This window comes from Methylobacterium ajmalii (assembly GCF_016613415.1).
Classification (GTDB): Bacteria; Pseudomonadota; Alphaproteobacteria; order Rhizobiales; family Beijerinckiaceae; genus Methylobacterium; species Methylobacterium ajmalii.
Map to the genome: position 1 here is coordinate 1 of NZ_JACWCT010000049.1, position 20,638 is coordinate 20,638.

The 20,638-nt window shown below is 71.6% G+C and carries 20 protein-coding genes and 1 pseudogene; 13 read left to right on the forward strand and 8 right to left on the reverse strand.

Annotation, left to right across the window (positions count from 1 at the left end):
- The 3 genes and pseudogenes from HPY23_RS34025 to HPY23_RS08960 all read right to left on the reverse strand — a co-directional run.
- On the reverse strand, window positions 1-267 hold a 267-nt coding region (locus HPY23_RS34025; RefSeq protein WP_420891313.1), incomplete at its 3' end, for a methyl-accepting chemotaxis protein.
- Between the two features lie 483 nt (window positions 268-750).
- Window positions 751-1,623: pseudogene (locus HPY23_RS34030) on the reverse strand (methyl-accepting chemotaxis protein); the annotation flags it as partial.
- Between the two features lie 116 nt (window positions 1,624-1,739).
- Window positions 1,740-2,516 carry an IclR family transcriptional regulator gene (locus tag HPY23_RS08960; protein WP_091881860.1) on the reverse strand — a complete coding sequence of 259 codons (777 nt, stop codon included), beginning with the start codon at window positions 2,514-2,516 and terminating at the stop codon, window positions 1,740-1,742.
- Between the two features lie 167 nt (window positions 2,517-2,683).
- On the opposite strand from HPY23_RS08960, the gene HPY23_RS08965 reads away from it, so the two are divergent.
- Entirely contained in the window at window positions 2,684-3,544 is an 861-nt protein-coding gene (locus HPY23_RS08965) for a 2,4-didehydro-3-deoxy-L-rhamnonate hydrolase (protein WP_060847113.1), read from the forward strand.
- A gap of 4 nt (window positions 3,545-3,548) precedes the next feature.
- The gene (locus tag HPY23_RS08970; protein ID WP_091881856.1) at window positions 3,549-4,310 is read left to right on the forward strand and encodes an SDR family oxidoreductase; all 762 of its coding nucleotides are present in this window, start codon (window positions 3,549-3,551) and stop codon (window positions 4,308-4,310) included.
- A 496-nt stretch (window positions 4,311-4,806) separates the two neighbouring features.
- On the opposite strand, the gene HPY23_RS08975 is transcribed toward HPY23_RS08970, so the two are convergent.
- Entirely contained in the window at window positions 4,807-5,841 is a 1,035-nt protein-coding gene (locus HPY23_RS08975; RefSeq protein ID WP_060847111.1) for a glutamine synthetase beta-grasp domain-containing protein, read from the reverse strand.
- A 425-nt stretch (window positions 5,842-6,266) separates the two neighbouring features.
- On the opposite strand from HPY23_RS08975, the gene HPY23_RS08980 reads away from it, so the two are divergent.
- Window positions 6,267-6,455 (forward strand): DUF2735 domain-containing protein, encoded by a 189-nt coding sequence (locus tag HPY23_RS08980; RefSeq protein ID WP_091881854.1) that lies wholly within the window; start codon window positions 6,267-6,269, stop codon window positions 6,453-6,455.
- Between the two features lie 18 nt (window positions 6,456-6,473).
- Here HPY23_RS08980 and HPY23_RS08985 read toward each other — a convergent pair whose 3' ends face one another.
- Window positions 6,474-7,403 (reverse strand): glutaminase, encoded by a 930-nt coding sequence (locus HPY23_RS08985; protein ID WP_060847109.1) that lies wholly within the window; start codon window positions 7,401-7,403, stop codon window positions 6,474-6,476.
- Window positions 7,404-7,591: 188 nt separating this feature from the next.
- Between HPY23_RS08985 and HPY23_RS08990 the strand changes: the two genes are divergently transcribed.
- The 3 genes from HPY23_RS08990 (at window position 7,592) to HPY23_RS09000 (ending at window position 9,583) form a co-directional block, all read left to right on the forward strand.
- Window positions 7,592-8,548, forward strand: a complete 957-nt coding sequence (locus tag HPY23_RS08990) for an NAD(P)/FAD-dependent oxidoreductase (protein ID WP_091881851.1) — start codon at window positions 7,592-7,594, stop codon at window positions 8,546-8,548.
- Window positions 8,549-8,870: 322 nt separating this feature from the next.
- Window positions 8,871-9,011: a hypothetical protein gene (locus HPY23_RS08995; protein WP_167543920.1), complete on the forward strand. Its 141-nt coding sequence runs from the start codon at window positions 8,871-8,873 to the stop codon at window positions 9,009-9,011.
- Between the two features lie 41 nt (window positions 9,012-9,052).
- Window positions 9,053-9,583: a CinA family protein gene (locus HPY23_RS09000; protein WP_091881848.1), complete on the forward strand. Its 531-nt coding sequence runs from the start codon at window positions 9,053-9,055 to the stop codon at window positions 9,581-9,583.
- A gap of 29 nt (window positions 9,584-9,612) precedes the next feature.
- On the opposite strand, the gene HPY23_RS09005 is transcribed toward HPY23_RS09000, so the two are convergent.
- Complete coding sequence (locus tag HPY23_RS09005; RefSeq protein WP_413231096.1) at window positions 9,613-10,884, reverse strand: branched-chain amino acid ABC transporter substrate-binding protein; 1,272 nt, start codon at window positions 10,882-10,884, stop codon at window positions 9,613-9,615.
- 494 nt (window positions 10,885-11,378) lie between these two features.
- On the opposite strand from HPY23_RS09005, the gene HPY23_RS09010 reads away from it, so the two are divergent.
- The 7 genes from HPY23_RS09010 (at window position 11,379) to HPY23_RS09040 (ending at window position 18,540) form a co-directional block, all read left to right on the forward strand.
- A complete protein-coding gene (locus tag HPY23_RS09010; protein WP_091881845.1) occupies window positions 11,379-12,566 on the forward strand; it encodes a PepSY-associated TM helix domain-containing protein in 1,188 nt (395 codons plus the stop codon).
- Between the two features lie 84 nt (window positions 12,567-12,650).
- Window positions 12,651-14,873, forward strand: a complete 2,223-nt coding sequence (gene purL, locus HPY23_RS09015; protein ID WP_091881841.1) for a phosphoribosylformylglycinamidine synthase subunit PurL — start codon at window positions 12,651-12,653, stop codon at window positions 14,871-14,873.
- 236 nt (window positions 14,874-15,109) lie between these two features.
- Window positions 15,110-15,346 carry a BolA family protein gene (locus HPY23_RS09020; protein WP_048426957.1) on the forward strand — a complete coding sequence of 79 codons (237 nt, stop codon included), beginning with the start codon at window positions 15,110-15,112 and terminating at the stop codon, window positions 15,344-15,346.
- A gap of 65 nt (window positions 15,347-15,411) precedes the next feature.
- On the forward strand, window positions 15,412-15,933 hold the full coding sequence (locus HPY23_RS09025; RefSeq protein WP_091881838.1) for a DUF29 domain-containing protein: 522 nt from the start codon (window positions 15,412-15,414) through the stop codon (window positions 15,931-15,933).
- Window positions 15,934-15,958: 25 nt separating this feature from the next.
- Window positions 15,959-16,297 carry a Grx4 family monothiol glutaredoxin gene (gene grxD / locus HPY23_RS09030; protein ID WP_048426955.1) on the forward strand — a complete coding sequence of 113 codons (339 nt, stop codon included), beginning with the start codon at window positions 15,959-15,961 and terminating at the stop codon, window positions 16,295-16,297.
- 129 nt (window positions 16,298-16,426) lie between these two features.
- Window positions 16,427-17,323, forward strand: coding sequence for an NAD(P)/FAD-dependent oxidoreductase (locus HPY23_RS09035; RefSeq protein WP_091881835.1), 897 nt, complete (start codon window positions 16,427-16,429; stop codon window positions 17,321-17,323).
- A 1,025-nt stretch (window positions 17,324-18,348) separates the two neighbouring features.
- Window positions 18,349-18,540, forward strand: a complete 192-nt coding sequence (locus HPY23_RS09040) for a hypothetical protein (RefSeq protein WP_091881832.1) — start codon at window positions 18,349-18,351, stop codon at window positions 18,538-18,540.
- Window positions 18,541-18,573: 33 nt separating this feature from the next.
- Here HPY23_RS09040 and HPY23_RS09045 read toward each other — a convergent pair whose 3' ends face one another.
- Both HPY23_RS09045 and HPY23_RS09050 read right to left on the reverse strand, forming a co-directional pair.
- Window positions 18,574-19,476: a hypothetical protein gene (locus HPY23_RS09045; RefSeq protein WP_091881830.1), complete on the reverse strand. Its 903-nt coding sequence runs from the start codon at window positions 19,474-19,476 to the stop codon at window positions 18,574-18,576.
- Window positions 19,477-19,595: 119 nt separating this feature from the next.
- A complete protein-coding gene (locus HPY23_RS09050; protein ID WP_091881826.1) occupies window positions 19,596-20,534 on the reverse strand; it encodes a ring-cleaving dioxygenase in 939 nt (312 codons plus the stop codon).
- Window positions 20,535-20,638: the final 104 nt, after the last annotated feature.

The window sequence follows — 20,638 nt, forward strand, 5'->3', positions numbered from 1 at the left end:
GCGCAGGGCGGCGGCGCCGTCGCGGATCGCCCGCACGGTGCCGCGGATGCCCTGGGCGCCGCCGGCGGCATCGCGGGCGAGCGCCCGGATGTCGGCCGAGACCACCGCGAAGCCGTGCCCCGCCTCGCCGGCCCGGGCCGCCTCGATGGCGCCGCTCACCGCCAGCATGCCGATCTGCACCGCGACGAGCGCGATGCCCTCGACGGCGGTCTCGATGCGCCGCTCCCCGGCCTCGATCGCGTCGAGGCGGGAGAGGGAGGCGTGCATCCCGTCGAGCGCCCGGCCGACCCCGTCGGCCAGCGCGTCGACCGTGCCGCGGGCCTCCTGCAGGGAACCGGCGATCGCCGCGGCCCGGGCGAGGGCCCGGTCGGCGCCGCTGCGGGCGTCGGCGGCGGCACGCTCGATCTCCGTCAGGGCGGCGGAGGATTGCCGGGCAGCCGCACTCTGCACGGCGAGGCCCCGGCTGATCTGGTCGACGGCGGCCAGGATCTCGGCGGCGGCCCCCGACAATTCCTCGATCGAGGCCGAGAGCCCGTCGGCGGCCCCGGCGATCTCCCCCGTGCCCACTCGCCCGGCAGTCCCGCCACGCAAGCCCTCGGCGAGGGCGGCCAGGGCCTCGGCGGTGGTGCGCCCGCGCTCGAGGGCATCGGTCTGCTGGGCCACCGCGGCCTGGGCCTGCTCGGTGGCGGCGGCCTGCTCCTCGGCGGCCGCGGCGACCTGCGCGGCGCCCGCCTGGGCCTCGCGGATCGTCGCCTCCGCCCGCAGCGCCGCCGCCAGGATCTCCTGGGCGCCCTCGGAGAGACCGCCGAGATCGGCCCGCGCGGCCTCGATCCGCCGGGCGACCCGGGCGCCGGACGCCGCCTCGGCCACGGCCAGGGCGGCGGCCTCCCGGATCGCCGCGCCGAGCGCGCGAATCTCGGTGCGGATCGCGCCGGCCTGGTCGCGCACCTCGCCGGCGGCGGCCTCGGCGGTCTCGGCGAGCGCCCGCACCTCGTCGGCCACCACCGCGAAACCGCGGCCGTGCTCGCCGGCCCGGCCCGCCTCCAGGGCGGCGTTGAGGGCGAGCAACCCGGTCTGGTCGGCAAGACCCGCCACCGTCCCGGTGACGTCGCCGATGCGCGCCGCCGCCCGGTCGAGGTCGTCGACGATGCCGACCGTGGCGTCCTGGCGGCCGGCCTCGGCCTCGAGGCCCGCGACCGACTGGGTGACCTGGGCGCCGGCCTCGGCGAGCCGCGCCTGGAACGCGCCGGTGCGCCGGCGCGACAGGTCGGCCCGCTCCCGCGCGGCACCGAGGCGCCCGACGATCGCCGCGACGGCGGCGAGGGATTCCTGCGCCGCGCCCGCCGATTCCTCGGCCCCGCCGGCGATCCGCTCCATCGCCCGGCTCAGCTCCTCGGCCGCCGCCGCGGCCTCGGTGGTGCTGGCCGCCAGTTCCTCGGTGGCCGCGCCCAGGCGCTCGACCGCCTTCTGACGGCGCGCCCGCGCCGGCCCGCGGCCGCCCTTCTCGAGTGGTTTCGGGGCGGCCTGGGTCCGGCCGGGGGCGGGCGGACGGCTCTCGGCGACCGCCGTCTCCGGGGACATCCCGTCCCGGGCCGCGAGCTTCGCCTTCTTGACCAGTGCCATGGGAGCCCGAACCCGCCCGCGATCCCGCCGGTGTGCCGGAGGCGGGGGGCGGGGGCAAGCGCGGCGGAGGCGCCGTCCCCCGGTGAGCCCGTGGCCGAGACCGCCCTACCCTCCCCTCACCCTGCAAAGCCCAGATCCCGGCTGATCGCCGAGGCGACCTCCCGCACCGTCCCGGCCAGCTCCTCCATCCGCGCCTCGTCCATGTACTGGACCGTGCTGGTGACGCTGAACGCCGCGACGATCGCCCCGCTGGCGTCGCGGATCGGCCCGGCGACGCAGCGCACCTCGGGCTCGTTCTCCTCGCGGTCGTAGGCGATGCCCCGGGACGCGTAGACCCGCATCCGGTCGAGCCAGGTCGCGAGGTCCGGGCTGTGGCCGCCGCGCGCCTCGCCGAGGCGGTGGAAGCGCCGCCAGCGCGCTTCGTCGAGATCGAGGATCAGGGCCTTGCCGAGACCCGTCGACCAGACCGGCTGGCGCTCGCCGATCCGCGAGCTGATCGCGATGCGGCGACGCCCCGGCAGCTTGTCGAGGTAGAGCGCCCACTCCCCCTCCAGCACGCCGAGATGGATGGTGTCGCCGCAGGCCTCCGACAAGCGCTCGAGGTGGGGCCGGGCCACCCGGGTCACCGGCGCCGCCTGCTGGGCCCGGAAGCCGAGCTCGAGGAGCTTGGGGCCGAGCCCGTAGCCCTCCCGCGGTGCGAAGGTCAGGTAGCGCTGCTCGACCAGGGCCGCGGCGAGGCGGTGGGTGGTGCTGCGGGTGGTGCCGAGGGCCGCCGAGAGCCCGGCGAGGTCGCGGGCGCCGCCCGCCACCGCCTCCAGGATCGCGAGGCCGCGCAGGAGCGTCTGGCTGCCCGGCGGTGGCCCCTCCGGCCCGGTTGACGGCTTCGCGACCATGCGCGTATCGTCCCATATAGAAGAACAAGATCCCAATATATGGGATCTGTGGGCGCGTCGCCAGGGCCGCCGGAGGACACCCCGCGGGCGCCGCGAGCAGCCTCCCGTCCCGGCCACGCCCGAACCCGGTGCGCCGCGGCGCGCCCCACGACGGAGGTCACACGCCCATGAAGCTCTTGCGCTACGGCCCGGCGGGCCAGGAGAAGCCCGGCCTGCTCGACGGCGACGGCCGCATCCGCGACCTGTCCGGCCACCTGCCGGATCTCGGCCCGGCGGCGCTCGGCAAGGACGCCCTCGCCCGCCTCGCCGCGCTCGACGTCGCGAGCCTGCCGGTGGTGGACGGCGCGCCGCGCCTCGGCACGCCGGTGGCGAACGTGGCGAAGTTCATCGCCATCGGGCTCAACTTCGCCGACCACGCCGCCGAATCGAACCTGCCGGTGCCCAAGGAGCCGATCGTCTTCACCAAGGCGATCAGCTCGCTGTCCGGCCCGAACGACCCGGTGATGCTGCCCAGGGATTCGGTGAAGAGCGACTGGGAGGTCGAGCTCGGCATCGTCATCGGCACCCGCGCGTCATACGTCGAGGAGGCGCAGGCGCTGGATCACGTCGCAGGCTACTGCCTCGTCAACGACGTCTCGGAGCGCGAGTACCAGATCGAGCGCGGCGGCACCTGGGACAAGGGCAAGGGCTGCGACACGTTCGGGCCGGTCGGCCCCTGGCTCGTGACCTCGGACGAGGTCGGCGACCCGCAGAACCTCGACATGTGGCTCGACCTCAACGGCCGCCGCATGCAGACCGGCAACACCCGGACGATGATCTTCACCTGCGCGCAGATCGTCTCCTATGTCAGCCGCTTCATGACCCTGATGCCCGGCGACGTCATCACCACCGGCACGCCGCCGGGCGTCGGCATGGGGATGAAGCCCGAGCCGGTCTTCCTCAAGGCAGGGGACGTGATGACGCTCGGCATCGAGAAGCTCGGCGAGCAGCGCCAGGACGTGACCGCCTGGCAGCGCCGGGAGGCGTGAGGCCGTGACCTCCCCCAGATCCTTCCCCAACCGCTTCGAGGGCCGCACCGCCCTCGTGACCGGCGGCGCCTCGGGCATCGGGCTTTCGGTCGCCGCACGGCTGAGGGCCGAGGGCGCGACGGTGGCGCTGTGGGACCTGAACGCGGAGGCGCTGGAGGCGGCGAAGGCCGAGTCCGGCGCCGCCGATGCGCGGGCGATCGACATCGCGGACGCCGCCGCGGTCGAGGCCGCCATGACCGGAACCCTGGCGGCGCTCGGCGGCCGGCTCGACGTGCTGGTGTGCAGCGCCGGCATCACCGGGCCGAACACCACCTTGCGCGACTATCCCGTCGACGCCTGGCAGCGGGTGATCGACGTCAACCTCAACGGCCTGTTCTACTGCAACCGCGCCGCGGTGCCGGCGATGGAGGCGGGCGGCTACGGCCGCATCGTCAACGTCGCGTCGATCGCCGGCAAGGAGGGCAACCCCAACGCCTCGGCCTACTCGGCCTCCAAGGCCGGGGTGATCGGGCTGACGAAGTCGCTCGGAAAGGAATTGGCGAAGTCCGAGATCCGGGTGAACTGCGTCACGCCGGCGGCGGTGCGCACCGCGATCTTCGACCAGATGACGCGACAGCACATCGATTTCATGCTGTCGAAGATCCCGATCGGCCGCTTCGGCGCCATCGACGAGGTGACGTCGCTGATCTGCTTCCTGGCGAGCGAGGAGGCGTCGTTCTCGACCGGTGCGGTGTTCGACGTGTCGGGCGGCCGGGCGACGTACTGAGCCTGCAACGCCGGCCCTGAATGGGCGCCTGTCTTCTTCCCGCAGGCTCAAGAGCGTCCGGGAAAGATGGTGGCGCTTCCCCCCTTCTCCCGTGTGGGAGAGGGGGTCCCACGCTTGATCTCAGAGCGTGTTTTGCCGATCGATCTGCTGTATCCGACGAGCAACCTCATCCTGAGGTGTTAGTCGATCTTTGATCGACTAACCTCGAAGGAGGGCTCCAGGAACCTCCGAGATCACTGGATCCCTCCTTCGAGGCTCAGCGATCTTCGATCGCCCGCACCTCAGGATGAGACCGAGGGTAGGATAGAAAATCCGCTCGCAATTATGTTGTCGTAAGTCAAACAGACTCTGGACAATCTTGCCGCCCGCGTGAGGACGGACGCCCCGCGGGCGTTTCATCACCCGGCGGAGCCCGCGATCCCGCACCACTCCAACGCAGAACGGCGCGGGCCCGTCGGGGCCCGCGCCGCTCACGCCATCACCGGATCGGGCGATCTCAGGCCGCGGCCGAGACCTCGGTCGGAACGGTCGAGATGGTCTTCAGGATCTGCGAGGCGATCTGGTAGGGGTCGCCCATCGAGTTCGGGCGGCGATCCTCGAGGTAGCCCTTGTAGTCGTTGTTGACGAAGCTGTGGGGCACCCGGATCGAGGCGCCGCGGTCGGCCACGCCCCAGCTGAAGGTGTGGATCGAGGCGGTCTCGTGCTTGCCGGTCAGCCGCATGTGGTTGTCCGGGCCGTAGACGGCGATGTGGTCCTCGCGGGCATCGCCGAAGGCCGCCATCAGCTTCTCGAAATAGGCCTTGCCGCCGACGTCGCGCATGTAGGCGGTCGAGAAGTTGGCGTGCATGCCCGAGCCGTTCCAGTCGGTGTCGCCGAGCGGCTTGCAGTGGTACTCGATGTCGATCTCGTACTTCTCGCACAGGCGCTGCATCAGGTAGCGCGCCATCCACATCTCGTCGGCGGCCCGCTTGGAGCCCTTGCCGAAGATCTGGAACTCCCACTGGCCCTTCGCCACCTCGGCGTTGATGCCCTCGTGGTTGATGCCGGCGGCGAGGCAGAGGTCGAGGTGCTCCTCGACGATCTGGCGGGCGACCGAGCCGACGTTCGAGTAGCCGACGCCGGTGTAGTACGGGCCCTGCGGCGCCGGGTAGCCGGTCTCGGGGAAGCCGAGCGGGCGGCCGTTCTTGTAGAAGAAGTATTCCTGTTCGAAGCCGAACCAGGCGCCCTCGTCATCCAGGATGGTGGCGCGCTTGTTCGACGGGTGCGGGGTCTTGCCGTCCGGCATCATGACTTCGCACAGGACCAGGACGCCGTTGGTGCGGGCCGGGTCGGGGAAGTGGCGGACGGGCTTCAGCACGCAATCGGAGGAGCTGCCCTCGGCCTGCTGGGTCGAGCTGCCGTCGAAGCCCCAGAGCGGGAGCTGCTCGAGGGTCGGGAAGCTGTCGAAGGCCTTGATCTGGGTCTTGCCGCGAAGGTTCGGGGTCGGGGTGTAACCATCGAGCCAAATATACTCGAGCTTGTATTTGGTCATCTCGCGTCTCTCTATCAGGTTCCGATGGTGCCCATGATTCCTCGTGGCGCCCATCACCCGCCAGCGGCATCTCCTGCCTAGCACGACCCGTGCCAAGCGCCGGCCAGAACGTGGCCGGAGCCGGAACGATCGCCGGAACGGGGCGTTGCCGACGACATCCCGCCCCGGGAGGCTCCACCGCCCTGGCGCCCTGGGCGACGTGCGCGTCGAGCAACTTGCGGCTGCTCAGTTGCGCGCCAGAGTGCCACGACGCCCAACGGTGCGCCACACCCGCCAAATCGATCGCCGATGCAAGCGCGGGCATGCACGAATTATAGCCAACCACTGATTTTTCCGTGGTCAAACCGAGCATTCGCCGGGCACACTCCGTCACGATCTCAGAGGCTGCCCCGGCGACGCGGCGGCCCTCACGGGAGACTCTTTCGATGAGCACCACCAGCCCGCACGGCACGGCGAAGATCTACGCGTTCCCGGCCGGCGGCCGCAGCCGCGGCGGCCGCAACGACTGGTCGGCCCCGAGCCCGGCCGCGCGCGAGCGCACCCCCGACATCATGCCGGCGAGCGGCGGCTACCACGACGCGGCGATCCGCGAGGAGCGCGCGCGCAAGCCGTAGGGACGACGGGGAAGTCCCCTACTCGCCGAAGATCGACCAGCCGAGGCGCTTCGTCAGCCGCTCGAGGGCGATGCGACCGAGATGGGAATTGCCCGCGGCGTCGAGCCCCGGCGCCCAGACGGCGATCGAGGCCGTTCCGGGCGCCACCGCCAGGATGCCGCCGCCGACCCCGCTCTTGCCCGGCAGGCCGACCCGGTAGGCGAACTCGCCCGAGCCGTCGTAATGGCCGCAGGTCAGCATGACGGCGTTGATGCGCCGCGCCCGCTCGGCCTGCACCACCGACAGTCCGGTGCTCGGATCGCGGCCCGAATGCGCCAGGAACCGGCCCGCCGCCGCGAGCTGCCGGCACGTCATGCTGATGGCGCAGTGGTGGAAGTAGACGCCGAGCGTGTACTCGACCGGATTGTCGATCACCCCGAACGACTTCATGTAGTTGGCGAGCGCCACGTTGCGGAATCCCGTGCGCTGCTCGGAGGCCGCCACCTCCTCGTCGATCGTGATGGTATTGTCCTGCGCCAAGTACTGCATGAAGCGCAGGATCTCGCCGAGCGCCTCGCGGGGCTGGTGGCGCGACAGGATCAGGTCGGTGACGGCGATCGCGCCGGCATTGATGAACGGGTTGCGGGGGATGCCGCGCTCGTATTCGAGCTGGACGACGGAGTTGAACGGGCTGCCCGAGGGTTCGCGCCCGACCCGCTGCCACAGCCGGTCGCCGACCATGCCGAGCGCCAGCGTCAGGGTGAACACCTTCGAGATGCTCTGGATCGAGAACGGCACGTCGCAATCGCCCGCCGCCGCCACCGTGCCGTCGGCGCCGATCACCGCGAGGCCGAACTGGTTCGGATCGACCCGCGCGAGCTCCGGGATGTAGCGCGCCACCTCGCCGCGGTCGCTCCGCTGGCGCATCTCGTCGGCGATCTCGCGGACGACGGTTTCGAGGTTCGGCACGGAGCGGCAATCCCGGACTTGAAGACGAAGCGCGGCCTTAAGCCTGCAAGTTCGAGGCCTCAAGCCGGCGGCGAAAAGTTCCGCACCTGACGCGAGAGATTTTGCGCGATTGATTGGCACCGCGGCGAATTGTTGTGCGTTGACGCAACGACTTCTCATGGCGCGGTCGGAAGGCAGGAGCGACGGAATTGGGCCGGGACGGGACCATCGCGATCATCGGGGCGGGCATCGCCGGGGCCGCGGCGGCGCGTCGCCTGCACGATGCCGGGCACCGGGTCGTCGTGCTCGACAAGGGCCGCGGTCCCGGCGGCCGCATGGCGACGAGGCGCGGGCCGGACGGCCTGCGCTTCGACCACGGCGCCCAGTTCTTCACCGCCCGCGACCCGCGTTTCGCGGCCTGCGTCGAGGACTGGACGGCCCGGGGTATCGCCGCCCCCTGGGGCGGGCCCCACCGGTCCGTCGGAGCCCCCGGCATGTCGGCCCCGGCCCGCGACCTCCTCGCCGGCATCGACCTGTCCTGCGGCCGCGCCGTCGGCCGCCTGGCGCGGGCGGGCGACCGATGGCGGCTGGAGGAGGCCGACGGCACGGCCCTCGCCGACGGGGCCGCCTTCTCGCGCGTGCTGCTCACCTGCCCCTCGCCCCAGGGCCTCGCGCTCCTGGCCGGCTGCGGCCAGGATCTGCCGGGCCTCGCCGACGTGCGCTACGCCCCGTGCTGGACCCTGATGCTCGCCCATGACGGCCCGCCGCCCTTCGAGGAGCCGGCGCGGCAGGACGACGACCCTGCCGCCGTCTTCGCCTGGATCGCCCGCGACGGCACCAAGCCCGGCCGCGAGGGCGGCGGCACCGTGGTGGCGCACGCCGCACCGGCCTGGTCGCGCGCCAACCTCGAGGACGGTGCCGACGCGGTCGCCGAGCGGCTGGTCGCGGCCCTGCAGGCCATCGTCCCCCTCGGGACGGTGCGCCACGCCGCCGCCCATCGCTGGCGCTACGCCCAGGTCGAGCGGGCCGTCGGGACCCCGTGCCTGTTCGCGCCGGAGACGGGCCTGGGCTATGCCGGCGACGGCTGCCTCGGCCCGCGGGTCGAGTTCGCCTACCTGAGCGGGCTCGCCCTCGCCGAGCGCGTGCTCGGGCGGGCCGAGCCGTGAAGCCGGCGGCCGCCAGGAACCCGGCTCGGAACCCGGCAATCCCCCGGGTGCGCGAGCGCACCGCGGATCGAGCGTGGCCGGCGCTAGCCTTGCCACATCGGGACCATCGTTCCGCCCAAAGGCGGTGCGACACCGCTCCCGAACGGGATGGGCTTCATCCCCGAGGCGATCCCCCGGGCTCGCTCTCGCGCCGGCACAGCCGGCTCCCGCAGGCCGGATCGCTCCGGCCTTCCACCACACCACGGGGCGACGACGGTCTCGTGGCCGGGCGGCTTGCAACCGCCACGGCCCTGCCGCGCAGCCCTCATGTCGGGTGAGTTCGATGTCTGATGCGTACCTCTTCCTCCACATCGCCGGGTCGATGACCTTCGTGGCTCTCGCCGGGGTCGGGATCGGCAAGGCCCTCGACGCCTGGGTGCGCCAGGCGCCGTCCGGCGGCGACGACGGCGCCCTGACCGAGTAGAGGCCGCGGCCGGAGCGGGGCCCCCCGCGGGAGACGGGACGATGCGCGAACTGATGGATAGGGCCGGCCGCGTCGCCGCCCGGCTCACGGCCCGGCGGGAGACCGTCGCGGTGGCCGAATCCTCCGCCGGCGGGCTCGTCGCGGCCGCGCTGCTGGCGGTGCCGGGCGCCTCGGCCTACTTCCTCGGCGGCGCGGTGGTTTATACCGGCGCGGCGCGCCGCGCGCTGCTGGGCCTCGACGAGGCCGGGATGGCGGGCCTGCGCAGTGCCAGCGAGCCCTATGCCGAACGCGTCGCCGTCCTTGTGCGCGAGCGCCACGGCGCGGTCTGGGGCCTGTGCGAGACCGGGGCCGCCGGCCCGGGCGGCAACCGCTACGGCGACGCGGCCGGCCATACCTGCCTGGCGGTCGCCGGCCCGGCCCCGCGCCGCGCGACCCTCGAGACCGGCCTCGCCGACCGGGCCGCCAACATGGAGGCCTTCGCGGCCGCCATGCTGGACGCCTTCCTTGACGCGCTGGCGGAGGCGGACCGGGCTCCGCAGACGCCGCCTCCACCCCAAGGCCGCGCACCCTAAGGCCTTGCATCCTAAGGTCCCGGCCCTGATCAGTTCGGCCGGTCCATCCGGCAGGTGGTCGGCAGCAGCGTGTCCTTGGTCTCGACCCGGCCGGCCATCTTCCAACCCCAGCCGGTGCCCTCCTCGTCGAACCGCATGCCGGGCTCCATCGGCCCGAAGGACGAGACGAACATCGTCTGGAAGTACTGGTGGTCGTCGGGCCGCACGAAGCCCTCGCTGCCGACATACGGCTTGAGGCGCGCCTGCTCGAGCTTCGGCGCCACCTTGCGCGCCTCCGACGAGCCGGCCTCCTGCATCGCGGTGAGCAGCGCGTTCATGGCGTTGAAGGCGCGCGGATAGGTCGAGCCGATTCCGGTGCGGGCCCGGAACGCCGCCTCGAAATCCTGCGTGGCGGCATCGCCCTCGTTGGCGCCGCCCTGCTTGACCTCGAACACCCGGTGGGCGAGGCCGGTCTGGCGCACCACGGTGGGCCCGCCGGTGCCGCCGGCATAATAGGTGTAGAAGCTCGCCTGCAGCCCGGCTTCCGCCGCCGCCTTGAGCAGCAGGTTGATGTCCTGCGCCCAGTTGCCGGTGATGACCGAATCGGCCTCCGACGCCTTGATCTTGGTGATGTAGGGGGCGAAGTCGTTGACCTTCTGCAGCGGCGTCACCTCGTCGCCGACGATCTGGATGTCGGGCCGCTTCGCCTTCAGCATCGCCCGCGCCTGCTGGCGCACCGACTGGCCGAACGAGTAATCCTGGTTGATCAGATAGATTTTCTTGATCTCTGGTCGCGTCCTGATGAAGTTCGTCAGCGCCTCCATCTTGATGTCCGAGTTGGCGTCGAAGCGAAAGTGCCAGTAGTTGCACTTCTCGTTGGTCAGCGACGGATCGACCGCCGCGTAGTTGATGTAGATGACCTGGCGGTCGGGGTTGCGCTCGTTGTGCTTGGCGACGAAATCGGTGAGCGCCGCGGCCGCCGAGGAGCCGTTGCCCTGCACCACCACGCGGGCCCCGGCATCGATGCCCTTCTGGGCGGCGATCAGGGTCTCCTGCGGGTTCACCTTGTTGTCGTAGGCCAGGACCTCGAAGCGAAACGCCTTCTGGCGGGCGTTCAGCACCTCGGCCATGTACTGGAAGTGGCGCAGGCCGGCCTCTCCGGTCGGGGCGCCGCCGCCCGAGAGCGGATCGATGAAGGCGATCTTGACCGTTTCCTGCGCGGCGGCTGCGCCGCAAAGGGCTGCGCCGCAGAAGGCTGCGCTGCAAAAGACCGGGCCGCAGGTCGCAACGACGAAGGCGGCGCCACGCAGCGCCTCGCGAATGGTCATCATGCTTCCTCTCCTCTCGGCCGCGGTCGTCTCGGGTCCCTGCCGGGTCGGTGCCGCGTTGCCGGGTCGAAAGGTCCGGCGCGGGACGCAAGCGCGTCAAGCGGAAACTGTGACCGCCCGAGGTCACTCGCCCGGCGTTACATGCGACACCGTCCCGGAACCTGCTTACCCCAATCGCACTCGCGAAAATTCGAAGGATCACGACAAAAAAATTCGCAATCGTCATCATCTGAAGCGTATGATACGGCAATCTTCGGTTTTTGTTTTTCGTATATGCTTGGAAAACGCGCAATTTGGAATGATTATAATTATACTTATACCCCTGATTGCAACGCGAACCGTTGACATCCGCTCCATCACCGGCCTAAGCGTCGCGGTGATCCAGGTCATCGGCCGGCGAGCGGCCGGCGGCGCTCGTTCGGCCCGGCGCCCGCGACGGGGATACCGACCATGATTCAGCCCGACCCGGCCCGCGCGGGGCCCCCCCGGTGAGAGCGGCGTTCGCAAGATCGGCGCTCTTCCAGCTCCACTGGTTCCTCGGCCTGACCGCCGGCCTCGTGCTGATGGTCGTCGGGGCGACGGGCGGCGTGCTGAGCGTCGAGGACGAGATTGCCGGCCTCCTCAGCCCCGACATCGTCACCGTCCAGGTTCGCGAGGCCCCGCGGCTGACGCCGGACGCGCTGGTCGCCCGGCTGACGGGCGACGCGCCGGGGCGCCGCGTGACCCTGATGGTGCTGAACGGCGCCCCCGACCGGGCGGCGCGGGTCCGTCTCGCCGACGGGCCGGGCCGCGGGACCGAGACCTACGTCGACCCCTATGACGGGCGGATCCTCGGACCGGCGCGGGGCGAGGCCTTCTTCGATGCGGTGCTGCGGCTGCACCGCTGGCTGCTGCTTCCCGGCAACGGCGACGGCTGGGGCCGCAGCCTCACCGGCGCCTCGGCGCTCGCGCTCGTCTACCTCGCGCTGTCGGGCCTGTACCTGCGCTGGCCGAAGGGCCGGCGCGACTGGCGGATCTGGCTGAAGCCGGCGCTCGCCCGCCGCGGCAGGGCGCTCTATTGGTCGCTGCACGCGGTCGTCGGCACCTGGGTGCTCGTGCTCTACCTCGTGATGGCGCTGACCGGCCTGTGGTGGTCCTACGACTGGTACCGCGACGGGGCGACCTTCCTGCTCACCGGCCGGCCGGCCGCCGCCTCTGCGCGGATCGCGGGAGCCCGGGAGGCGACGAAGCGCGAGGCCGCGGCCGTCCCCCTCGATCCCGCCTTCGCGGCGTTCTCGGCGGCGACGGGCGGGCGCTACGCGACCGCGACGCTCGCCCCCGCCCGCGCCGGGGAGACCATCCGCATCCGGTCGGTGGCACCCGACGCGGCGCATTTCCAGGCCCGCGACGAGTGGCGGTTCCGTCCCGACGGCACGCTCGACTCCCGCGACCTCTACGCCGAGCGAGCGCTGGGACCCCGGCTCACCGGCAGCATGCTGGCCTTGCACGAGGGCCGCTTCTTCGGGCCCGTCGGCACGGTGGCGTTCGCGCTGGCGGCGCTCGCCATGCCGCTCTTCGGGGTGACGGGGCTGCTGCTCTACCTCGGTCGACGCCGCAGCCGGCGCCGGCATGCCGCGGCCCCGGCGGCCGGGACGGCGCGGACCCCGGGCGGCATGCGGCCCGAGCAAGCCGCCTGACCCTCGGTCGCGAGTTGCCTTTCGGTCCCATCAGGCAGTAAGCGCACGGGCAGCAGGGCCGCCCGACCGGCGAGAGGATGCCGCATGATCCGCAACGACGTCTCCATCACGCCCGAGCTCGTGCGCCAGCACGGCCTGACCGAGGACGAGTACCAGCGCTTCGTCGGGCTGATCGGACGCGAGCCGACCATCACCGAGCTCGGCATCGTCTCGGCGATGTGGAACGAGCACTGCTCGTACAAGTCCTCGCGCCTCCACCTGAAGACGCTGCCCACCAAGGCGCCGTGGGTGATCCAGGGCCCGGGCGAGAATGCCGGCGTCATCGACATCGGCGACGGCCTCGCCTGCGTGTTCAAGATGGAGAGCCACAACCACCCGAGCTTCATCGAGCCCTACCAGGGCGCGGGCACGGGCGTCGGCGGCATCCTGCGCGACGTCTTCACCATGGGCGCGCGGCCGATCGCGGCGCTCAACGCGCTGCGTTTCGGTGCGCCGGACCATCCGCGCACGCCCCACCTCGTCTCGGGCGTGGTCGCGGGCATCGGCGGCTACGGCAATTCCTTCGGCGTGCCGACGGTCGGCGGGGCGGTGGGCTTCCACACCCGCTACGACGGCAACATCCTGGTCAACGCCATGGCGGTGGGCCTCGCGAAGACCGACGCGATCTTCTACGCCGCCGCCACGGGCGTGGGTAACCCGATCGTCTATCTCGGCTCGAAGACCGGCCGCGACGGCATCCACGGCGCCACCATGGCGTCCGCCGCCTTCGACGCCTCGTCGGAGGAGAAGCGCCCGACCGTGCAGGTCGGCGACCCCTTCGCCGAGAAGCTCCTGCTCGAGGCCTGCCTGGAGCTGATGCAGTCCGGCGCCGTCATCGCGATCCAGGACATGGGCGCGGCGGGCCTGACCTGCTCGGCGGTCGAGATGGGCGCCAAGGGCAATCTCGGCGTCGAGCTGAACCTCGATGCGGTGCCGACCCGCGAGCCGGGCATGACCGCCTACGAGATGATGCTGTCGGAGAGCCAGGAGCGGATGCTCATGGTGCTCAAGCCCGGCATGGAGGACGAGGCCAAGGCCATCTTCGTCAAGTGGGGCCTCGACTTCGCGATCATCGGCCACACCACCGACACGCTCCGCTTCGTCATCAAGCACGGCGGCGAGACCGTCGCCGACCTGCCGATCAAGGAGCTCGGCGACGAGGCGCCGCTCTACGACCGGCCGCACCGCCAGAACGCCCACCAGCCGGAGATCAAGGCAGAGGACGTGGCGGCGCCGATGCGCAACGTCGACGCGCTGAAAAAGCTCGTCGCCTCGCCGGACCTGTGCTCGAAGCGCTGGGTCTACGAGCAGTACGACCACTTCATCCTCGGCAACACCGTGCAGAAGCCCGGCGGCGACGCCGCGGTGGTGCGGGTCGAGGACGGGCCGAAGGGGCTGGCCATCTCCACCGACGTCACCCCGCGCTACTGCGAGGCCGATCCGGTCGAGGGCGGCAAGCAGGCGGTGGCGGAAGCCTGGCGCAACATCACGGCGGTCGGCGGCCGTCCGCTCGCCATCACCGACAACCTCAACTTCGGCAACCCGGAGAAGCCGGAGGTGATGGGCCAGTTCGTCGGCTGCATCCAGGGCATCGGCGAGGCCTGCCGCGCCCTCGACTTCCCGGTCGTGTCCGGCAACGTCTCGCTCTACAACGAGACCGAGGGCGTGGGCATCCTGCCGACCCCGACCATCGGCGGCGTCGGCGTGGTCGACGACGTGGAGAAGATCGCGACGGTCGCGTTCAAGCGCGACGGCGACGCCCTGGTGCTGATCGGCGCCACCAAGGGCTGGCTCGGGCAGTCGGCCTACCTGGCGACGGTCTGCGGCCGCGAGGAGGGGGCGCCGCCCCCGGTCGACCTCGCCGCCGAGAAGCGCAACGGCGACTTCGTGCGCGGGCTGATCACCGCGGGGATCGTCGACACCGTCCACGACCTCTCCGACGGCGGCCTCGCGGTGGCGGTCGCCGAGATGGCGCTCGCCGGCAACATCGGCGCGGTGCTGCCCGAATGCCCGCTGCCGGTGGCCTGCCACGCCTACCTGTTCGGCGAGGACCAGGGCCGCTACCTCCTGGCGGTGGAGCCCGACGCGGTCGCCGACCTCCTCTACAGCGCCAGCGCGCAGGGCATCGACGCGGCGGTGATCGGCGTCACCGGCGCCGATTCGCTGACCCTGCCGGGCGACGAGATCGTCACCCTCGACGATCTGCGCCAGGCGCACGAGGGCTGGCTGCCGGGCTACATGGCCGGGCCGGCGGCCGACGCGGCCTGAGGGTTCGTTCGAGCACATCTTGCGCTCGATCCCACTCACGACCTCATCCTGAGGCGTCAGTCCATCTCCGATGGACTGACCTCGAGGAGGGCTCCAGACATCGGCGTGGTCACTGGAGCCCTCCTTCGAGGCTCGTTTCACTCGCACCTCAGGATGAGGTTGCGGGCCGGAATGAACCGGTTCACATGCCCCGGATATCTTCGAGCCATCCCGATTTCGAGTAGGAGACGACCCCGATGCCGATGGATGCCCGCGAGATCGAGGCGATGATCAAGGAGGCCCTGCCCGACGCCACGATCGAGATCCGCGATCTGGCCGGCGACGGCGACCACTACGCCGCCACCGTCGTGTCGGCGGCGTTCAAGGGCAAGTCGCGGGTGCAGCAGCACCAGATGGTCTACGGCGCGCTCCAGGGGCGGATGGGCGGCGTGCTGCACGCCCTTGCCCTGACCACGGGCGTGCCGCAGGATTGACGCCCCAAGGATCGATGCCCCAAGGATCGACGCCTCAAGGATCGATTTCCCCGGAGGTCTGCCGCATGGACGAGATCCGCACGGATCGGCCGAGCCTCTACGACGAGGACGTCGTCGCCTGGGCGGAGCAGCAGGCAGCGGCTCTCCGCGCCCTCGGGGCGCGGCCGGACCTCTCGAACACCCTCGACTGGGACAACATCATCGAGGAGGTCGAGGACGTGGGGCGGTCGCAGATTAGGACCCTCGAGGGCACCCTGCAGGCGATGCTGGTCCACGTCCTGAAATACATGTCGGCCCCGAGGGCCCAATCGGTGCGTTCGTGGCGGGCCGAGATCATCGCGTTCCACGCGACGGCGAGGCGCCGCTACACGCGATCGATGCGGCAGCGGATCGACTGGGACGGCCTCTGGCGCGACTCGAAGGCGGTGGCCGCGGCCGAACTGGCGGTCTGGGGCGACGAGCTGGCGACCGGGCTGCCGGACCGGAGCCCGTTCACGCCCGAGGAACTGGTGGCCGAGGATTTCACCCTCGACGGGGCGCTCCTGCGCCTCGCCTCCATCTTGCAAAACCCGAACGACCATCACTAGCTAGAGCCCACACAGGGGTAGAGCCATGACCGACGTCAACAGCCGCATCGAGACCGAGATCAAGTCCCAGGACGTGGTGGTGTTCATGAAGGGCACGCCGCAATTTCCGATGTGCGGCTTCTCGGGCCAGGTGGCCCAGATCCTCAACTACCTCGGCGTGCCGTTCAAGGGCGTGAACGTGCTCGAGGACATGGAGATCCGCGAGGGCATCAAGGCCTTCTCGCAGTGGCCGACCATCCCGCAGGTCTACGTCAAGGGCGAGTTCGTCGGCGGCTGCGACATCACCCGCGAGATGTTCCAGTCCGGCGAGCTGCAGCAGATGCTGACCGAGAAGGGCATCGCCACCAACACCGCCGCGGCCTGATCCCGCGGATCCACGCCGGACAGGCGGACGAGGAAGGGCGCGCGAGCGCCCTTTTTCGTGGGCGGTGCGGCGAAACCCGGCCACCCGTCGACGCGTCTACCCCCGAGTGACGGCGCGCGGGACGGCGAGATGCGGGACGTGATCATCGTGGGCGGCGGGCCGGCGGGCCTGTCGGCCGCCCTCATCCTCGGGCGCTGCCGGCGCCGGGTGCTGCTGATCGACGCCGGCCACCCGCGCAACGCGGTGACGCCGCACATGCACGGCTTCCTCGGCCGCGACGGCCGCCCGCCCGGCGACCTGCGCGACGAGGGACGCCGGGAACTCGCCGCCTACGACACGGTAGAGATCTGGGACGGGCGCGTCGCCGACGCCGTGCCGGCGCCGGACGGCTTCCGGGTCGTGATGGACGACCAGCGCCGCGCCAAGGCCCGCCGGATGATCCTCGCCACCGGCCTGCGCACCGATCTGCCGCCGATCGAGGGGTTCTCGGAGTTCTGGGGCCGCGGCGTCCACCACTGCCCGTATTGCGACGGCTACGAGAACCGCGACCGGCCGCTCGCCATCTACGGCCAGGGCGATACCGGGAAGGGGCTCGCCCTCGAGCTCACCGCCTGGAGCCGCGACCTGACGCTCTGCACCGACGGGCCCTGCGGCCTCGATGCGCCGGAACGCGAGCGCCTCGCCCGCCACGGCGTGCGGATCGAGGAGCGCGGGATCGCCCGGCTCGAGGGCGAGGACGGACGGTTCGCCCGGATCCGCCTGCGCGACGGCGAGGCCCTGGCCTGCGCCGCCCTGTTCTTCGTCACCGGGCCCTGCATCCCCTCCCGGCTCGTCGAGCGGCTCGGCTGCGACGTCTCGGGCAAGGGCACGGTGCGGACGGGCGAGTACGAGGAGACGAACGTGCCGGGGCTCTACGTGGCGGGCGATGCCTCGCGGCGGGTCCAGCTCGCCATCGTGGCCGCCGCCGAGGGCGCGATGGCGGCCTTCGCGGTCAATACCGAGCTCCTGCGCGAGGACACCCGCTGACCGGCGAATCGGTCGTGCGCGAGCATAGGCCAGGACAGAATTCCGCTTTTTTCGTGAGTCCCGCCTCGTCCCAATAACGCGGACGTGTCAGGCGCTTGGCTCCCCTGGCGAGGTGGTCCGCTGGCTCGCGCGGACAAACAATCTCCCTGTCAAGACTTTATCCCTGCAAAAACACTTGTTAGCGTTGCTGCGCGACGAGGGGATTCCATCATGAAGGGCCTGGGAGAGGCTTGGCGGGCAGGGCTCGCCCGGCGCGCGCAGCGTGCGGCGTCGATCCGCGATGCCGCCTTGCGGCAGCCCGGCGCCGAGCACCACGCGCTCACAGCGCGGGACTTGATCCGCATGGCCCAATCCGCCCTCGCCGCGAGCGAGCCGCGAAGCTGATCCGGTCCCACGCGGCCGGTCGAGGCCGCGGCGCGATCCAAGGGCGCGACATCCAAGGGCGTGACCTAACGGTAGAGCCGGCGACGATCCCGCGGGCGGGTACGAGCAGGACGGCGCTCGGCGCCGGCCGCGCCCGACATCGCACGGCCTCGTCGCGAGAATCGTCGGGAACCGGACGACTCGCCTGCGGGTTGGGAGCCGTGAATCCTCCGGGATGCGGCCGTGAGGCGGCACCGGAGCGGATTGCGCGGTCGAGACCTCGTTTCGCAAGACTTGTCCGCGCGAGACTTGGTCGCGCAAGTCCATATCGTGCGCGGGGACGGCCTCGGACGGCATGTCGCCGTAGACTGTGGCCGAACTGCCAAGCTTTGCGACAAGCTGTCTCTGTTGCGATGCGTGCGGGATCATCTCGCGGCGCACAATAAGAGGCGTGCGCTGGCGCACGGCCGCGATGCAACCTCCGCGCTAAGCCCCTTTTCACTGTCGCGCATGGCAATCCGCCACCTTAGTCGGCAACGGTGAACTTTTCCTTGCGCGACGGCACTGGCTACGGAACTATGGCATTTCTTAGCCGTTGTCGGTTCTCTAACCCAGTATGCGTCTTACCAGACAGCCACGGGCCGCGCGCCCGGGGGATCCATATGCCTGATTTCGAGTCCCGGAACCTCGACGACGCCGAGAGCCTCGCCCGCCTCGCCGAGCTTCTCCATCCAACCAAGTCCGCTCGGAGCGAGGCGAAGGCCCGCGGGCGTCGCCGTGCGGCGATCGGCTTCCTGCCGGTACAGGCCCCGGCACAGGATGCACCCGCCGGGCAGACCTTGCAGCACGCCTGACCGCGCGGGCGCGGCAGGCGTCCCGCCTCCCGCTCACCAGGTCTGCGGCGTGATCAGGCCCTTGGTGGTCACCACGACCCAGGTCCGCCCGCGCCGCTCGATCGCCTCGATCCGGCCCGCGCCCGGCAGCGTATCGCCCGGCCCGACCTCGACGAGACGCCGGTTGCGGTTCTCGATCATCGCCATCCCGTCATAGACGTCGCGCAGCACCCAGCCCTCGATGGCCGGCGGCTTGGCCTTGTCGGCCGGCTTGTCGGGAAGGCTGCCGGTCAGGGCCGGCTCCACCGCCGCGACGGGCTTGACCGCGGCCGCCATCGGCGCGTGGGCCGCCGGAGCCTGAGCCGCGGGAATCTGGGCCACGGGACTCTGGGCCACCGGAGCCGCAACCGCGGCGACCGGAACCGGTCGCTTGTCCGCCTTCTCCAGCCTGTCCATCACCGCCGCGAGGCGGGCGGCCTGCTCGCGGTCGGCGTGCTCCTGACGCTCGGCCATCGCCGACAGGCGCTCGGTCAGCGCCGCGACCTTGCCGGCGAGGTCGCCCTCCTGGCGCTGCATCCGCTCGATGCGCTCGGAAATCTGCCCGAGGCGGGCCCCGGCCTCGGCGCGGCCCTTGTCGGCCGCCTCGTGGGCCTGCGCCGTGCGGTCGCGCAAGAGCGACAGGTCGGTGGCGAGCCGCGCGCTCTCGGTGCCGCCGGCCTCGACCCGGGCGCTCAGCCGCGTCCACTCGGCCGGCGGGATGCCCGCGCCGCCGCCCTGGGCGGCATTCATCAGCGCCACGGTGGCGCCGCCCGACAGGGCGCCGACGCAGCCGGCGCAGAGCAGCGCCGCCACCGTCGTCGTCTTCATCTTGCGCCACCCGGCCAGGGCCGCGACACCGCGCTTCGCCGAGAGCATCGCCGGGGCCGGCGCGCCGGCGACGTCGTTCTGATCCACCATGACCCGAGCTTCCCAGAAATCCAGGAAGATTTGGGTAACCATGCTTGCTTACCGATTGGTTACCGTCGCGCCCGCGCGCGGAAGGCGGCCCGGGCCCGCGGACCCGGACCGCCCTCCCCTCACGCCAGGGCCGGCAGCACCCGCTCGATCTCGGCCCGATGAGGCTCGAGGAAGCCCGGCAGCTTCAGGGCCTCGCCCAAGGCCTCCGCCGGCTCGTCGGCGGCGAAGCCCGGCGCGTCGGTGGCGATCTCGAACAGCACCCCGCCGGGCTCGCGGAAGTAGACCGAGCGGAAGTAGTTGCGGTCGCGCTGCTCGGTCACCTGCAGCCCGAGCGCCCCGGCCCGCTCCGCCATCTCGGCCTGGCCTGCGTCGTCGGCGGCCCGGAAGGCGATGTGGTGCACCGAGCCGCCGCCCGAGCGCCCGGGCAGGAAGTCGCCGACCTCCCGCAGGGTGACGTGGGCGCCGAGCCCGGCCGCGCCGGCATAGCGGATGAGCGCGCCCTCCCGGCCGGTCTCGGCCCAGCCGAACACCTCGGTCAGCACCCGGGCGGTGGGGGCCGCCTGGCGCAGCATCAGGGTCACGCCGTGGAAGCCCCGCACCGCGTGCTCGGCCGGCACGTCCGACCCGGTCCAGGCCGGGTCGGCCTCCGCCCCCGCCACGCCGACGAGGGCGAGGCGCATCCCGTCGGGGTCGCGGAACGGCAGCACCGTCTCGCCGAAGACCTTGGCGGGCGCCTCGAAGGCGATGCCGGCCGCCACCAGCCGGTGGGTCCAGTAGCCGATCGACCCCTCCGGCACCCGGAACGCCGTCTCCTCGGTCTGCCCGACCCCGACCCGGCCCGGGGCGACGTGCTCCCAGGGGAAGAAGGTCAGGATCGTGCCGGGCGCACCGTCCGCGTCGCCGTAATAGAGGTGGTAGGTGCCCGGATCGTCGAAGTTGACGGTCTTCTTCACGAGGCGCAGCCCGAGGATCCGAGTGTAGAAGTCGAGGTTGCGGCGCGCCGGGCCCGAGATGGCGGTGACGTGGTGCAGGCCGGCGGAGGCGTGGGTGGTGGTCATGGCCGAGAGCTCCCGGGGCGGCGGCGGGAAGGTTAAGCCGGGCCGCCTTGCGATGACGGCAATCTAGGACTTGCCTTCGAGCCCCAAAATAGAAACAGTCGAAA

Bases quoted from the DNA above. Each gene is read 5' to 3' on its own strand.
- HPY23_RS08960 (WP_091881860.1), bottom strand. From the start codon at position 2,516: ATGGTCGCGAAGCCGTCAACCGGGCCGGAGGGGCCACCGCCGGGCAGC.
- HPY23_RS08965 (WP_060847113.1), top strand. From the start codon at position 2,684: ATGAAGCTCTTGCGCTACGGCCCGGCGGGCCAGGAGAAGCCCGGCCTG.
- HPY23_RS08975 (WP_060847111.1), bottom strand. From the start codon at position 5,841: ATGACCAAATACAAGCTCGAGTATATTTGGCTCGATGGTTACACCCCG.
- HPY23_RS08980 (WP_091881854.1), top strand. From the start codon at position 6,267: ATGAGCACCACCAGCCCGCACGGCACGGCGAAGATCTACGCGTTCCCG.
- HPY23_RS08995 (WP_167543920.1), top strand. From the start codon at position 8,871: ATGTCTGATGCGTACCTCTTCCTCCACATCGCCGGGTCGATGACCTTC.
- HPY23_RS09000 (WP_091881848.1), top strand. From the start codon at position 9,053: ATGCGCGAACTGATGGATAGGGCCGGCCGCGTCGCCGCCCGGCTCACG.
- purL (WP_091881841.1), top strand. From the start codon at position 12,651: ATGATCCGCAACGACGTCTCCATCACGCCCGAGCTCGTGCGCCAGCAC.
- HPY23_RS09020 (WP_048426957.1), top strand. From the start codon at position 15,110: ATGCCGATGGATGCCCGCGAGATCGAGGCGATGATCAAGGAGGCCCTG.
- HPY23_RS09025 (WP_091881838.1), top strand. From the start codon at position 15,412: ATGGACGAGATCCGCACGGATCGGCCGAGCCTCTACGACGAGGACGTC.
- grxD (WP_048426955.1), top strand. From the start codon at position 15,959: ATGACCGACGTCAACAGCCGCATCGAGACCGAGATCAAGTCCCAGGAC.
- HPY23_RS09035 (WP_091881835.1), top strand. From the start codon at position 16,427: ATGCGGGACGTGATCATCGTGGGCGGCGGGCCGGCGGGCCTGTCGGCC.
- HPY23_RS09040 (WP_091881832.1), top strand. From the start codon at position 18,349: ATGCCTGATTTCGAGTCCCGGAACCTCGACGACGCCGAGAGCCTCGCC.
- HPY23_RS09045 (WP_091881830.1), bottom strand. From the start codon at position 19,476: ATGGTGGATCAGAACGACGTCGCCGGCGCGCCGGCCCCGGCGATGCTC.
- HPY23_RS09050 (WP_091881826.1), bottom strand. From the start codon at position 20,534: ATGACCACCACCCACGCCTCCGCCGGCCTGCACCACGTCACCGCCATC.